The sequence below is a fragment of the Bradyrhizobium sp. LB11.1 genome (assembly GCF_040549385.1).
Lineage (GTDB): Bacteria > Pseudomonadota > Alphaproteobacteria > Rhizobiales > Xanthobacteraceae > Bradyrhizobium.
This window is the reverse complement of sequence record NZ_JBEPTH010000002.1, coordinates 440,429-454,705: the sequence shown is the minus strand read 5'-3', so window position 1 is coordinate 454,705 and position 14,277 is coordinate 440,429. Positions and strand designations below refer to the sequence as shown.

At 65.2% G+C, this 14,277-nt stretch carries 10 protein-coding genes; 7 read left to right on the top strand and 3 right to left on the bottom strand.

The window, feature by feature from the left end; genetic code table 11:
• Positions 1-12 precede the first annotated feature (12 nt).
• Positions 13-786 carry an MBL fold metallo-hydrolase gene (locus ABIA96_RS06035; protein WP_354136104.1) on the top strand — a complete coding sequence of 258 codons (774 nt, stop codon included), beginning with the start codon at positions 13-15 and terminating at the stop codon, positions 784-786.
• 83 nt (positions 787-869) lie between these two features.
• Here ABIA96_RS06035 and ABIA96_RS06030 read toward each other — a convergent pair whose 3' ends face one another.
• Both ABIA96_RS06030 and ABIA96_RS06025 read right to left on the bottom strand, forming a co-directional pair.
• Entirely contained in the window at positions 870-4,385 is a 3,516-nt protein-coding gene (locus ABIA96_RS06030; protein ID WP_354136103.1) for a tetratricopeptide repeat protein, read from the bottom strand.
• 369 nt (positions 4,386-4,754) lie between these two features.
• Positions 4,755-5,354, bottom strand: a complete 600-nt coding sequence (locus tag ABIA96_RS06025) for a PadR family transcriptional regulator (RefSeq protein ID WP_354136102.1) — start codon at positions 5,352-5,354, stop codon at positions 4,755-4,757.
• Between the two features lie 202 nt (positions 5,355-5,556).
• On the opposite strand from ABIA96_RS06025, the gene ABIA96_RS06020 reads away from it, so the two are divergent.
• The 4 genes from ABIA96_RS06020 to ABIA96_RS06005 all read left to right on the top strand — a co-directional run bounded on the left by ABIA96_RS06020 (position 5,557) and on the right by ABIA96_RS06005 (position 11,404).
• Complete coding sequence (locus ABIA96_RS06020) at positions 5,557-5,952, top strand: nuclear transport factor 2-like protein (RefSeq protein ID WP_354136101.1); 396 nt, start codon at positions 5,557-5,559, stop codon at positions 5,950-5,952.
• Positions 5,953-5,988: 36 nt separating this feature from the next.
• Positions 5,989-7,779, top strand: a complete 1,791-nt coding sequence (locus tag ABIA96_RS06015; RefSeq protein WP_354136100.1) for an acyl-CoA dehydrogenase C-terminal domain-containing protein — start codon at positions 5,989-5,991, stop codon at positions 7,777-7,779.
• A 48-nt stretch (positions 7,780-7,827) separates the two neighbouring features.
• Positions 7,828-9,036, top strand: a complete 1,209-nt coding sequence (locus tag ABIA96_RS06010) for an acetyl-CoA C-acetyltransferase (protein WP_354136099.1) — start codon at positions 7,828-7,830, stop codon at positions 9,034-9,036.
• A gap of 154 nt (positions 9,037-9,190) precedes the next feature.
• Positions 9,191-11,404: an FAD-dependent oxidoreductase gene (locus ABIA96_RS06005; RefSeq protein WP_354136098.1), complete on the top strand. Its 2,214-nt coding sequence runs from the start codon at positions 9,191-9,193 to the stop codon at positions 11,402-11,404.
• Between the two features lie 89 nt (positions 11,405-11,493).
• Here ABIA96_RS06005 and gstA read toward each other — a convergent pair whose 3' ends face one another.
• Positions 11,494-12,108, bottom strand: a complete 615-nt coding sequence (gene gstA / locus ABIA96_RS06000) for a glutathione transferase GstA (RefSeq protein WP_354136097.1) — start codon at positions 12,106-12,108, stop codon at positions 11,494-11,496.
• 127 nt (positions 12,109-12,235) lie between these two features.
• On the opposite strand from gstA, the gene ABIA96_RS05995 reads away from it, so the two are divergent.
• The gene (locus tag ABIA96_RS05995) at positions 12,236-12,733 is read left to right on the top strand and encodes a MarR family winged helix-turn-helix transcriptional regulator (RefSeq protein WP_354136096.1); all 498 of its coding nucleotides are present in this window, start codon (positions 12,236-12,238) and stop codon (positions 12,731-12,733) included.
• Positions 12,734-12,831: 98 nt separating this feature from the next.
• The gene (locus ABIA96_RS05990; protein WP_354136095.1) at positions 12,832-14,202 is read left to right on the top strand and encodes a glutamate--cysteine ligase; all 1,371 of its coding nucleotides are present in this window, start codon (positions 12,832-12,834) and stop codon (positions 14,200-14,202) included.
• Positions 14,203-14,277: the final 75 nt, after the last annotated feature.

Here is a 14,277-nt window from a genome sequence, read left to right as displayed (position 1 = left end):
GAGGAGTTCCTTATGCCCATTTCCATCACCCTGATCGGCGGCCCCACTGCGCTGATCGAGATCGACGGCTTTCGCTTGCTCACCGATCCGACCTTCGATGCGCCCGGCGCTTATAAGTTGCCGCACGTGAAGCTGGAAAAGACCATCGGTCCCGCGGTGAAGGCCGATGCGATCGGCCCGATCGATGCCGTGCTGCTCAGCCACGACCAGCATTCGGACAATCTCGACAATTCCGGTCGCGAATATCTCCTCAAAGCAAAGCGTGCATTGACCACCGAGGCCGGCGCCAAGCGTCTTGGCGGCCATGTCGAGGGCCTCGCGCCCTGGGCGACCGCGCATCTGAAAGATGATGACGGCAACACGCTGACGATCACCGCGACTCCGGCACGTCATGGCCCGGCCGGCATCGAGCCGCTGTCGGGTGACGTGATCGGCTTCGTGGTGCAGTCGAGCCGGAAGGACACCAGCCCGGTCTATATCAGCGGCGACACCACCTGGTTCGACGGCGTCGCCGAGGTGGCGCGCCGCTTCAAATGCGGCGTGGTACTGCCGTTCGCGGGTGCTGCGCAAACGCGCGGCCCGTTCCATCTCACCATGGACACCAACGACACCATCGAGACCGCGCGTGCCTTCCCCAATGCGATGATCGTTCCCGTGCACACCGAAGGCTGGGCGCATTTCCGCCAGAACGGCGAGGATTTGCGCAAGACCTTTGATGTGCTGGGTTTCGGCACAAGGTTGCGACTGCTGGAGCCGGGCGTGCCGACGGTGGTTGAGGCGCCGTAGTCGCCACAGCCGTCATTGCGAGCTGCCGCGGAGAATGCGGCTGAAGTGGTTCAGGAGTTCGTAGATTGGCGCAACGGCCGCGATCAACGCGCGGCCGAAGCTGACTTCTTCGTCGCGACTGGCTTCGGCGCAGGTTTTGCGGCCGCCTGCGGTGCGCTGTCCCAGCCGCCGGCGGGCGACGTCACGTTGACGGCATCGTCGGGCTGCGGTTCGGCGCTGAAGGTCTGGATCGCGAGCTTGGCGGCGGCAAGCGACTGCGGGTCGAGGCGTTTTGCGACGTCGTCGCGCTTGGTCGCTGCGTCCGCGTCGCCCTGTCCGGCCGCCAGGGTGAACCATTTGTAGGATTCGGCGAGGTTCTGTTCCACGCCGATGCCGCGGGCATAGAGGATGCCGAGGTTGAACTGGCTGTCGGCGACGCCACGATCGGCGGCTTTGCGGAACCACTGCGCCGCGCTCTTGTAGTTGGCGCCGTGTCCGCCGCCATCGGCGTCGAGCACCGCGAGATTGTGCATCGCCTTGGCGTTGCCGCGCTCGGCGGCCTGCGTGTAGTAGCGGCGGGCGATGTCGGCGTCCTTCTTCACGCCAAGACCCTTTTCGTAGAGCGTGCCGAGGCGGAAGGTTGCGGGCACCACGCCGGCCTGCGCCGCGCGGTCGTACCATTTGGCGGCTTCGTCGTAATTCGCAGCCACGCCTTTGCCCTCGGCAAAGCGCACGCCGATCTCGTAGGCCGCTGTCGCATCGCCCTTCATCACGGCGGTGCGCAAGCTAGGGCCGGCGATACCGTCAGGCAGCTTCTCGCTTGGCGGGATCTGGACCGTGCCGATCCGTGCGCGGCTCGTGCCCGACAGGGCGCCGGTGACGTCGCTGGAGGCCGGGGTCGGCGCTGCTGCGGCGGGCGCGGGTGGAATTTCGACCGAGGCCGCGCTGCCGGAGTTCGTTGCGGGCGCCGGCGCGGCATTGTTCAGGGACTGCTTCCCGATCGGCGTCGGCGAGGTCATCGACGGCGTGACCTGTTCGGGCGCGGCGGGCTTGTTCTCGACCGGCGGCGACGCCTGCGGTGCGGGCTGGCTCGTAGTCTCCATCGCCTGCGGTGCCGGCGGCGGGCTGCCGCCTTCGAGCAGATTCATCGCCATCTTGAAGGTGCCGAGCACGATCACGACCACACTCGCGCCGACCAGCAACGAGCGGATCTTCGAGGTGATGGTCGAGGCGCCTTGCTGTGCTTGTGCCGGTGCCTGTCCTTGGCCCTTGGCGCGGGCCGCGATTGCGGCCTTGACGCCGCGGGCGGGCTTCTCCGGCGGTTGCGCGGCGGCAGCTTGCGCGGCGCGGCGCGCAGCGGCGATGAAGCTCGACGACGACACCGGTTCCTTCGGTGCGGCGGGGATCTCGCTGATCGCGCTTTCGGACGCGGCAATGCGCTCGGACGGCGTGGCAGGGCGGCCGTTCGGACGCGTGCCGGGCTCGAGCGGATGATCCGGCGGCAATTCGGGCGCCATCGCGGCGCGGGCGGGCGCGGTGTGCGGCTCGAGGATCTCGCTGATCGCGCGCGGCGGAACCGGCGCGGCCATCGGCATCGGCGGCGGCGCTGCGGGCGCGGCAGCATGGAATTCACGCGGCGCGGCCACGAAAGCGGAGTGCGCCGATTGCTGTGCGGCTGCCGGATTCGGCAGCTCGGGCTTCGGATCGTAGTTCGGCTGCTGCGGCTGCGGCCGTTGCTCGCGCGCCATCGGCGCCGGCTCGACCGGGGCGGCCATCGACATGGGCCCGGGCATCGCCTGCTGCATCGGCTGCGGCGCGGGGGCCGGCGGAGCAGTGCGAACCGCGCGCAGATCGCCCTCGATCATGGAAAGGCGATCGACGACATGGCCGAGCGTGTTGTGGACCGCTTCCAGCGAATCCTGCGTGCTGCGGTTGGTCTCGGCCTGGCTGAAGCGGATATCGGACAGCTCGCGCTTGACGAGGTCGGCTACGCCGGAATCGGACGGTGGCGCCGAATTGCGGCTCTCTGCGAGCGCGGAATAGGTCGCCTGCTGCCGCTCCAGATGCCGCAGGATGTCGTGCAGTCCGTCCTCGACACGGCCGAAGTTTCCGCCGCGCTGATCGGAATCGGAGGCGGCTTCGATCCGCTCCAGCAGATGGGAGACGCGCTGCTCGAGATGCGTGAAGGTCGAAGCCGAATCGTTGCCGACCTGCATGCGGTCGAAACGGTCGGACAGCGCGCGGATCGCGCCTTCCAGTTGTTCGGTGCTCTCGGCCGGTTGCGGCCGCTCGCGCGTTTCCAACGCGGCGGTGAGCGCGGCGATGCGCTGCTCCAGCACCGCAAAGCTGTCGCTTTGGCCGGACGAACGGTTGACCTGGTCGACCTTGGACGACAACAGCTGCACGTCCTCGGAAAGCCGTGCCAGCGCTTCGTTGGAGGCGACGTTCGAGACGATACCGCGCAATGCCGAGATCGCGCCCTCAAGCTGGCGTACCGTCGAGGGGTCGTCATTGGCGCGCAGGATCAGATCGAGCTTGGCGCCGAGATTGCGGATCGCCTCGTCATAGCCGGTGAGCTGCTCCGCCGGTGTCAGCGTGCGCAGCACCTGCTTGATGTCGGCGAGCGCGCGCTCGATGCCTGAGAGCACCTGGCCGTCGGTGCCATTGGAGCGGGTCTCGTCGATGCGACGATGCAGCGAACGGATTTCGTTTTCGATCGACTCGATCGCGCGGCGCGGCATCGCCTCGGTGATGGCGTTGCGGATCTCGGTGAGCTCGGAGCGGAAGCCGTTGATCGCCTGCTCGGTATTGTCAGGACGCTGCAGCGACTCGATCTGGCTGGTGATCTTGAGCAGATGGCGTTCGAGCGACGAAAAATCCGGCCCCGGCTGCTGCTGCGGCGGCGGCGCGTAGGCAGGCGCGGGCGGCGCCATCGGTGGCGTATATGGAGCTGCCGAGGGCGCGATCGACGGCGCGGCGCGCGGCGGCATCTGCCGCGGTGCGAATCCGTCAAGCTCGCTCTGTCGTGCGGTGATCTCGGCGACCGCGACGTCGAACGACGTGGGGCTTAGGGGAGGTGAGCTGCGATAGACCTGCGCGGCCGCGCGCTCGACCGCATCGGCCTGGCGCTGGCGCGTCTCGACCGGTGCCGGCCGCGGCGCTTGAGGCTGCTGCGGTTGGGACTGAACCTGCTGAGGCCGCGAGATCTGCGATAGGCGGGCATCGAGCCGCGAGATCGCGTCGTTGAGCTGGCGGGCAACGCCCTGCTCGCGCGACGTGTCTTGTCGTGATGCGTCCTGTCGTGAAGCATCCTGGCGGGGCGCGGCGGGCTTTGAAATCCGTTCGATCTGCTGGGTGATCGCGTCGAGCCGTTGATGGATGTCGGCGACTTCGCGGCTTTCCTGACTTGGTCCCTGGCTCGGCATCGGTGCCGAACGCGGATCGGGACGCTGGTCCTGGTGTTGATCGTAAGGGCCGCGAAAGTTCGGCGGGGCAGTCTCGCCGAGCGTGGAGTTCAGCCAATCATTGAGGGACATGCCGGCGCGATGCGCAGCAGCTTCGGCCCGCTCCCTGACGGATGGATCGATACCGTCAACACTCCACGATACGCGCGAATTCATGACTCTGTCCGGTTCCGACTCCGGCGCCCCACCCGGCGCCTCCAGTCTCCCCACGCGTGCCGGTTGCAAGACAATCGGATTTGGCGCGGGTCGTCTGCCTCGAAAACCGACTTTTGTCCGTTACGGTAAATAACGGGTTAAGGAACGCGTCGCGGGTGTCTTAAAGTTGGGCGGCGGGAACGGGGGGCGTTGTGGCGCTCGTCCGGTTGCCCAGCAACTGCTGTCATCGCCCGCGAAAGCGGGCGATCCAGTACGCCGCGGCGGCTCGATTCCAGCCGCGCCGCCTCGGAGTACTGGATGCCCCGCCTTCGCGGGGCATGACGCCGGTGGGTGTGGTCGCAGCCTCCTGTCCCGTCGGTCAGGCCAGCCTCAGCCCTTCTCGCGCTTGCCGTCGTCCAGCGGCACCACCGTGCCGGTCCCCTTGTCCTTGCCGCTCATCGCCGACAGCGCCTCGAGCGCTTCCTCGCAGAAATCGGCCACCATCTGCTCGTGCCGCGCGCCGAGGCGAAGCAGCAGCAGATTGCCGAGGTCGAGCACATCAGACGCAGTGCCTTCCGGGAATCGCTTTTTTAGTATCCTCTCGTAGTTCTCGTGCCGGTCGCGGTGATGCTCCAGGCGGTCCATCAGATCGGTGCGGATCGGCTCGATGTCGATGCTGTCGAGGGCGTGCAGCCGGACCAGCAAATCGTCCTTGATCGAGGGCGGTGTGCTCGGTCGCGCGGCCCAGTGCCGCAACGCTGTTCGGCCTTCCGGAGTGAGCGTATAGATGAGCTTATTGGGTTTGCCCGACTGGACGACCTCACGGCCCTGGATGTAGCCGCGGTCGCGCAATTTGGAGAGTTCGCGGTAGATTTGCTGGTGGTCAGCCTTCCAGAAGAAGCCGACCGAGGAGTCGAATGTCTTGGCGAGCTCGTAGCCCGTCATCGGACGTTCCGTCAGGCATGCGAGAATTGCGTCGCCCAGCGCCATGACAGGCCTCCTGTTCTCGACCTTGACCAATTGACTTGACTTTATGCGTATCGACGCATATGCGTCAATGTGCATATGAAGCGGCCGGGCGGGGGTTCAAGCCCGACCCGAAAACCCAGCGGAATCAACCTTCTCGCTACTGTGCATGGGGTTGTTTTCGCGTTTTTGCCAAGGCCTTTGATTTACGGGAGGCACCCTGACAATGACCGGCCTCGATTCCTGGTACGCCTTCATGAAGTCCCAAGACCGCGCTGAAGCCGGCAAGGCGCTGTGGGACCTGCTCCATCCCGATGCCGTCTTCGAAAGCCCGGTCGTGCACTCGCCGCAGCGCGGCCGCGACATCACCTCCAAATATCTCGCCAGCGCCGAGAAGGTGCTCGGCGGTCCCGGCTTCAGCTATGTCGGCGAATGGACGAGCGCCAACGGGGCCGTGCTCGAATTCAAGACCATGATCGACGGCATCGAGATCAACGGCGTCGACATCATCACGTTCGATGCCGAGGGACGCATCACCAACTTCAAGGTGATGGTGCGTCCGCTCAAAGCCATCAACATGCTGCATCGCCTGATGGCGGAGCAGCTCGCCGCCCAATCGTAGATTCCAATATTTCAGAGCCCATGCCGGGAGACCGCAATGCCGATCTACAAAGCCCCCGTCGAAGACGTGAACTTCCTGCTCAACGACGTCTTCCAGATCGACCGCTACGACAATCTCGCCGGCTTCTCCGATGCATCGAGCGATGTGCGCGAGGCGATCCTGGGCGAAGCCGCCAAGCTCGCCGAAGAGGTGCTCCAGCCGCTCAATCGCGTCGGTGATCTCGAAGGCTGCAAGCGCGCCGACGACGGCAGCGTCACCACGCCGAAGGGTTTCAAGGACGCCTTCAGGCAGGTCGCCGAGGGCGGCTGGCTTGGTCTGTCGGCGCCGACCGAGTTCGGCGGCCAGGGCCTGCCGGTGACGCTCTCGCAGGCGGTCAACGAATTCCAGATCTCCGCCAACATGGCATTCTCGATGTATGGCGGCCTCACCATGGGCGCGACCGCAGCTCTGATCGTTCATGGTTCGCCCGAGCAGAAGCAGACCTACGTGCCGAAGATGGTCGCCGGCGAATGGACCGGCACCATGAACCTCACCGAGCCGCAATGCGGCACCGATCTCGGCATGCTCCGCACCAAGGCGGTGCGCCAGCCAGACGGCAGCTTCAGGATCACGGGCACCAAGATCTTCATCTCGGCCGGCGAGCATGACCTTGCTCCGAACATCATCCACCTCGTGCTCGCCCGCATCGAGGGCGCGCCCGCCGGCATCAAGGGCGTCTCGCTGTTCGTGGTGCCGAAATTCCTGGTGAATGCCGACGGTTCGGTGGGTGCCCGCAACGGCGTGGTCTGCGGCTCGATCGAGCACAAGATGGGCATCCACGGCAATTCGACCTGCGTGATGAACTACGACAGCGCGACCGGCTGGCTGATTGGCGAAGAGAACAAGGGCATGCAGGGCATGTTCGTGATGATGAACGAGGCCCGCCTCGGCGTCGCGGTTCAGGGCCTCGCGCAGTCCGAGGTCGCCTATCAGAACGCGGTCGCCTACGCGCGCGAACGCATCCAGGGTCGCTCGCTGACCGGCGCGAAGTCACCGGACAAGCCGGCCGACCCGATCATCGTGCATCCCGATGTGCGCCGCACGCTGCTGTCGATCCGCGCCTTCAACGAGGCCGCGCGCGCCTTCGTGATGTGGACCGCGCTGAAGAGCGACGTCGCTCATCGCTCCGAGGACCCGAAGGACCGCCAGGCCGCCGACGATCACATGGGCCTGATGACGCCCGTGCTGAAGGGCTTCCTCACCGAGTACGGCTTCGCCAACGCGGTGCAGGCGCAGCAGATGTATGGCGGCCACGGCTACATCGCGGAGCAGGGCATGGAGCAGTTCGTGCGCGATGCGCGCATCGCCATGATCTATGAAGGCGCCAATGGCATCCAGGCGCTCGACCTGGTCGGCCGCAAGCTGCCGCGCGACGGCGGCCGCGCCATCATGGCGTTCTTCGGCGAGGTCATGGCCTTCGCCAAGGAGAACGGCGGCGACGAGGCGCTCAAGCCCTTCATCACCCCGCTCTCGGCCTCGCTCGGCCATCTCCAGCAGGCCACCACCTGGCTGATGCAGAACGCGATGGCGAAGCCGGACAATGCCGGCGCCGCCGCGACGGATTACCTGCATCTCTTCGGCTTCGTCGCGCTCGGTTACATGTGGGCCAAAATGGCCAAGGTGACGCAGGCCAAGATTGCCGCCAGCGAAGCGACGCCCTATCTCTCGACCAAGCTCGTGACCGGCCGCTTCTTCATGGAGCGGATGCTGCCGGAGACTGCGGCCAATCTCGCGCGCATCCAGTCCGGCTGCGCCACCATCATGGAACTGCCGGCGGAAGCATTCTGAAGCTGCATCCGCGCTGTCAAAATTCGAACTACAGATCAGGAGGGCGTCATGCCTGAGGCATTCATCTACGACCACGTTCGCACCCCCCGCGGCCGCGGCAAGGCGGACGGCGCGCTGCACGAAGTCACCGCGCTGGCGCTCGCCACCGTGCCGCTGAAGGCGCTGAAGGACCGCAACAACCTGCCCGAAGATTCCGTCGATGACGTCATTCTCGGCGTGGTCGATCCCGTTGGCGAGGCCGGCTCCGACATCGCGCGCTTCGCTGCGCTCAAGGCAGGTCTCGGCGAAGCCGTCCCCGGCGTGCAGATCAGCCGCTTCTGTGCTTCCGGCCTCGACGCCGTGAACTTTGCCGCCGCGCAAGTGATGAGCGGACAGCATGAGCTCGTGATCGGCGGCGGTGCCGAATCCATGAGCCGCGTCGGGATCGGCGCCTCCGGCGGTGCCTGGCCGATGGACCCGTCGATGGCGGTGCCGTCTTATTTCATGCCGCAGGGCGTTTCGGCAGATCTGATCGCCACCAAGTACGGCTTCTCGCGAGACGACGTCGATGCCTACGCCGTGCAGAGCCAGCAGCGTGCGGCGAAGTCCTGGGAGGAAGGCCGCTTCAATAAGTCGATCGTGCCGGTGAAGGACATCAACGGCCTCACGATCCTTGCCAAGGACGAGCACATGCGTCCCTCGACGACGATGCAGTCGCTGGCGCAGCTGCAGCCGTCGTTCACGATGATGGCGCAGATGGGCGGCTTTGACGGTGTCGCCGTGCAGTCGCATCCCGAGATCGAGCGCGTCAACTACGTGCACCACGCCGGCAACTCGTCAGGCATCGTCGACGGCGCCGGCGCCGTGCTGCTCGGCAGCAAAGAAGCGGCCAGCAAGTACGGTCTGAAGCCGCGCGCCAGGATCCGCGCGTTTGCGAATATCGGCTCCGAGCCGGCGATGATGCTGACCGGTCCGGTCGACGTGACGAAGAAGCTGTTCGAGCGCTCCGGCATGAAGAAGTCGGACATCGACCTGTTCGAGCTCAACGAAGCCTTTGCCTCCGTCGTGCTGCGCTACATCCAGGCCTTCGACATCGACAACGCCAAGATCAACGTCAATGGCGGCGCCATCGCGCTCGGCCATCCGCTTGGTGCGACCGGCGCGATGATTTTGGGCACCGTGCTCGACGAGCTCGAGCGCACCAACAAGTCCACCGCCCTGGTGACGCTGTGCATCGGCGGCGGCATGGGCACCGCGACCATCATCGAGCGCGTGTAACGAACTGCCGTAGGGTGGGCAAAGGCGCCCTTGCGCCGTGCCCACCATCACGCGCTCTGCAGGGAATGGTGGGCACGCTTCGCTTTGCCCACCCTACGAGATCCAGATTAACCGCCGCGCCTGGAATCGGCCGCGGCACCGAGGAGCAACCAACATGGCTTACAAGAACTTCAGGGTTGAAACCGATTCCGACGGCATCGCGCTCGTCACGTGGGACATCCCGGGCCGTTCGATGAACGTGCTCGACGAGACCTCGACCAGCGAGCTCGACGCGATCGTCAAGGGAACCACGGCCGACGCCGCGGTGAAGGGCGTCGTCATCACCTCCGCCAAGGACGCGTTCTGCGCCGGCGCCGACCTCTCCATGCTCGAAGGCATGAACCAGGCCTACGCAAAGGTCCTTGGGGAGCAGGGCGAGACCGCCGCGAACCAGATGCTGTTCGAACAGAGCCGCCGCTTCTCGCAGGTGCTGCGTGGAATCGAAACATCAGGCAAGCCGTGGGTGGCCGCGATCAACGGCCTCGCGCTCGGCGGTGGATTCGAGATCACGCTGTGCTGCCACTATCGCGTGGCGGCGGAAAATCCCAAGACGCGGCTCGGCCTGCCCGAGGTCAAGGTCGGCCTGTTCCCCGGCGCCGGTGGCACGCAGCGCGTGCCGCGCCTGGTGCCGCCGCAGGATGCGATGACCATCCTGCTCAAGGGCGACCCGGTTACGGTCGAGAAGGCCAAGGCGCTGAATTTGATTCACGCCATCGTTCCGGCTGCTGACCTGATCAAGGCTGCGAAGGACTGGATCAAGGGCGGCGGCAAGGCGGTCGCGCCCTGGGACGAGAAGGGCTTCAAGCTCCCGGGCGGTCCGGTGTTCTCCAAGGCCGGCATGATGATGTTCCCGGCCGGCAACGCCATTTATCGCCGCGAGACCTACGACAATTACCCGGCCGCGCGCGCGATCATGAGTTGCGTCTATGAAGGCCTCCAATTGCCGATCGACGCCGCGCTGCGCGTCGAGTCGCGCTATTTTACCTCGGTGCTACGCTCGAAGGAAGCGGCGGCGATGATCCGCAGCCTTTTCCTGTCGATGCAGGAGCTGAACAAGGGCGCGCGCCGTCCGAAGGACGTGCCCGCGACCAAAGTGAAGAAGATCGCCGTGATCGGCGCCGGCTTCATGGGTGCGAGCGTCGGCTACGTCTCGGCCCGCGCCGGCCTCGACGTCGTCCTGATCGACCGCGACCAGGAGAGCGCCGACAAGGGCAAGGCGCACGCGCAGAAGGTGATCGAGGACCAGATCAAGAAGGGCCGCGCCAAGCCGGTCGACGCCGAAGCGCTGCTCGCGCGCATCACGCCGACCGCGGACTATGCGGCGCTGAAGGACGTCGACCTCGTCATCGAGGCCGTGTTCGAGGATCGCAAGGTCAAGGCGGAGACCTTTGCCAAGGCGCAGGAGCATATGAAGCCGGATGTGATCTTCGCGTCGAACACCTCGACGCTTCCGATCACCTCGCTCGCGGAATCCTTCAAGGACCAGGGAAGATTCGTCGGCATCCACTTCTTCTCGCCGGTTGAGAAGATGATGCTGGTCGAGATCATCCAGGGCAAGAACACCGGCGATCTGGCGGTGGCCACCGCACTCGATTACGTCCGGCAGATCGGCAAGACGCCGATCGTTGTCAACGACAGCCGCGGCTTCTTCGCCAATCGCTGCGTCGGCCGCTACGTCGCCGAAGGCAACGAGATGTTCCTCGAAGGCGTGCCGCCGGCGATGATCGAGAACTGCGCCAAGATGGCCGGCATGCCGGTCGGCCCGCTCTCGCTCTCGGACGAAGTCGCGCTCGACCTCGGCCTCAAGATCATGAAGGCGACGGAAGCCGACCTCGGCCCCAACGCCATCAACCCAGATCAGAAGAAGCTGATGGTGGAGATGGTCGAGAAGCAGGGCCGCCTTGGCCGCAAGAACAGCAAGGGCTTCTACGACTATCCCGAGAAGGGCAAGGGTCAGAAGAGCCTGTGGCCGGGCCTCTCCGCGCTGCAGCCGAAGCAGCTCGATCCTGACACGCTCGACGTCGAGGAGTTGAAGCAGCGCTTCCTGGTGGTGCAGGCGGTGGAAGCCGCGCGCACGGTCGAGGATCACGTCATCACCGATCCGCGTGAGGCGGATGTCGGCTCGATCCTCGGCTTCGGCTTCGCGCCCTTCACCGGCGGCACGCTGTCCTACATCGACTTCATGGGCACGAAGAGATTCGTCGAACTCTGCCACAAGCTCGAGGCGAAATACGGCTCGCGCTTCACGCCGCCGAAGCTGCTGGAAGAAATGGCGGCCAAGGGCGAAACCTTTTACGGCCGCTTCGCGCCGAAGAAAGTGGCTGCCTAGTCCCCGCTCAAAACGCCTCACGCATTCGTGACAACAAGAAGGGCCGGATCACCTGATCCGGCCCTTTCGCTGTTCTCTGGGGTTCCGCGTCAGGCGGCCTGCGCAAGCCCTTCCTTCTTCAGGGCCTCCTGCACCTTCGGCCGCGCCGCGACGCGGGCTTTGTAGGCGGTGAGGTTTGGCATTGCCGAGAGGTCGAACTTCATCCGGTCGCCCCAGGTCAGCATCGTGAAGAGATAGCCGTCGGCGACCGAGAATTGCTTGCCCATGAGGTAGTCGCGGCCGGCGAGCTCGCTGTCGATGTGCTTCAGCTTGCCCATGACGCGGTCCTTGAAGAACGCCTTGGCCTCGTCGTTCAGCGCAGGCGCGAACAGCGGGCCGAAGCTCTTATGCACCTCGGAGGTGAGGAAGTTCAGCCATTCGAGCAGCTTGTAGCGCTCGGAACTGTCGCGTGCGGGCGCCAGCGCCTTGGCCGGGGCCTTGTCGGCGATCATCTGGACAATGACCGGGCCTTCGGTCACGATCTCGCCGCTGTCGAGGCCCAGCGCGGGGACCTGACCCTTCGGATTCACCTTCAGATAGTCTTCACCGTTTTCGAGCTTTTTGGCCCGGAGATCGACCTTGATCAGCTCATAGGGCAGGTCGGCCTCCAGGAGCGCGATATGGGGGGACAGCGAGCAGGCGCCGGGCGAGTAATACAGTTTCATGGAATTTTCCTCCTCTTGACGGTTGGCTGGGGTGAAAAAACACCTACATGCACCTGCATGCAATAGTCAAGATTGATGCAGGTGCATCGAGTGGAGTAAGAAGCGGGCGACGAGTTTGAGTGGGACCATGAAACGCAAGCCATCGACCGAGGCAACTTCTGCCTGGATCCGCCTGATGCGGGTGCAGAGCCGTGTGCTCGACTGCGTCGAGCAAGACTTGAAGAAGGCCGGGTTCCCGCCATTGGCATGGTACGACGCGCTGCTCGAATTGTCGCGCGCGCCGAGCGGAGAGCTGCGCCCGGTGGAACTTGAGCGGCAGATGCTGATCCCGCAATACTCCACCTCACGGCTGATCGACCGCTTGGTCGACGAGGGGCTCGCCTCCCGGCGCGAATGCAAGATCGACAAGCGCGGCCAGTTCGTCGAGATCACGGAGGCCGGCCGTGAATTGCAGAAGCGGATGTGGGGCGCCTACTCGGCTGCGATCGAGAAACATGTCGGCTCGAAACTATCCGATGCCGATGCCGTCAAGCTCAGCGGTCTGCTCGACCGGCTGGGCTGCTCGTGCGGTGAGATGAAGCTGCCGCCCGCCGTCAACGTCAACGAAACCTCGCCGTCGCGATGACCGCACGGCAACCAGCACGTCCGCGCGCCCGGTGGGTTCGCGGACCATTCCCGTCACCCGCGCGCATTCGATCGAAGCGCTTCTGATTAGAGTTTGATATGGCGCGAGACCAGATCGATATGACGCCGCTGCAATCCCGCGACGAGCTCGTTGCGTGGTTCGAGGCCGGCTGCAAGGACCCGTCCGAATTCCGCATGGGCACCGAGCACGAGAAGACGCCGTTCACGCTCGAAGGCCACCGCCCGGTGCCCTACGAAGGCGCGCGCGGCATCGGCGCGCTGCTCGAAGGCATGAAGCTCCTGCTCGGCTGGGAGCCGATCATGGAGAAGGGCAACATCATCGGTCTCTACGATGTCACCGGCGGCGGCGCGATCTCGCTCGAACCCGGCGGACAGTTCGAGCTCTCCGGCGCGCCGGTCGAGAACGTGCATCAGACCCAAAGCGAGCTGATGGCGCATTTGGCACAGGTGCAGGAGATCGCGACCCCGCTCGGTATCGGCTTTCTCGGGCTCGGTATGACGCCGTCCTGGTCGCGCGCCGACATCCCGGTGATGCCCAAGGGCCGCTACAAGATCATGACCAATTACATGCCGAAGGTCGGCCGGTACGGCCTCGACATGATGTACCGGACCTGCACGGTGCAGACCAACCTCGACTTCTCCTCCGAAGCCGACATGGTCAAGAAGCTGCGCGTCTCGCTGGCGCTCCAGCCGGTCGCGACCGCGCTGTTCGCCAACTCGCCCTTCACCGAAGGCAAGCCCAACGGCTTCCTCTCTTTCCGCTCCGAGATATGGCGCGACACCGACAATGCGCGCGCCGGCATGATGCCCTGGGCATTCGAGGACGGCATGGGTTTCGAGCGCTATGTCGACTATGCGCTCGACGTGCCCATGTATTTCGTCAAGCGCGATGACGATTACCTCGACGTGTCGGGCTCCTCGTTCCGTGCCTTCTTCGACGGCCGCAACAACAATTTGCCAGGCGAGCGCCCGACGCTGTCGGACTGGGCCAACCATCTCTCGACGATCTTCCCGGAGGTGCGGCTGAAGCGGTACCTCGAGATGCGCGGCTCCGATGGTGGCCCGTGGGGCCGTCTGCCTGCGCTGTCGGCGTTCTGGGCCGGGCTGCTCTATGATGACGTATCACTCGATGCCGCCTGGGACCTCGTGAAGCACTGGACCGCGCCGGAGCGGCAGGCCCTGCGCGACGACGTGCCGCGCTTCGGCTTCAAGGCCCGGATCAAGGACCGCTATCTGTTCGAGATCGCCAAGGAGTGCCTCGTTCTGGCGCATGCGGGCCTGCGTCGCCGCGGCCGCATCGACGCGATCGGCCGCGACGAAACGCGGCATCTGGAGCCGCTCGATCGCATCATCGATTCCGGCCGGACCCCAGCCGAGGAGATGCTCGAGAAGTTCAACGGCGCCTGGAAGGAATCGGTGGAACCGGCCTACGCGGAATACGCGTTCTAGTCCGATAGACCAACGATCAGGATTTAGGCCGTTCATCGCCCATACAGGTTTGCGGCGATCAAATGACCGGCCGAA

Coding starts and splice junctions, on each gene's coding strand:
- ABIA96_RS06035 (WP_354136104.1), top strand. CDS start 13: ATGCCCATTTCCATCACCCTGATCGGCGGCCCCACTGCGCTGATCGAG.
- ABIA96_RS06030 (WP_354136103.1), bottom strand. CDS start 4,385: ATGAATTCGCGCGTATCGTGGAGTGTTGACGGTATCGATCCATCCGTC.
- ABIA96_RS06025 (WP_354136102.1), bottom strand. CDS start 5,354: ATGGCGCTGGGCGACGCAATTCTCGCATGCCTGACGGAACGTCCGATG.
- ABIA96_RS06020 (WP_354136101.1), top strand. CDS start 5,557: ATGACCGGCCTCGATTCCTGGTACGCCTTCATGAAGTCCCAAGACCGC.
- ABIA96_RS06015 (WP_354136100.1), top strand. CDS start 5,989: ATGCCGATCTACAAAGCCCCCGTCGAAGACGTGAACTTCCTGCTCAAC.
- ABIA96_RS06010 (WP_354136099.1), top strand. CDS start 7,828: ATGCCTGAGGCATTCATCTACGACCACGTTCGCACCCCCCGCGGCCGC.
- ABIA96_RS06005 (WP_354136098.1), top strand. CDS start 9,191: ATGGCTTACAAGAACTTCAGGGTTGAAACCGATTCCGACGGCATCGCG.
- gstA (WP_354136097.1), bottom strand. CDS start 12,108: ATGAAACTGTATTACTCGCCCGGCGCCTGCTCGCTGTCCCCCCATATC.
- ABIA96_RS05995 (WP_354136096.1), top strand. CDS start 12,236: ATGAAACGCAAGCCATCGACCGAGGCAACTTCTGCCTGGATCCGCCTG.
- ABIA96_RS05990 (WP_354136095.1), top strand. CDS start 12,832: ATGGCGCGAGACCAGATCGATATGACGCCGCTGCAATCCCGCGACGAG.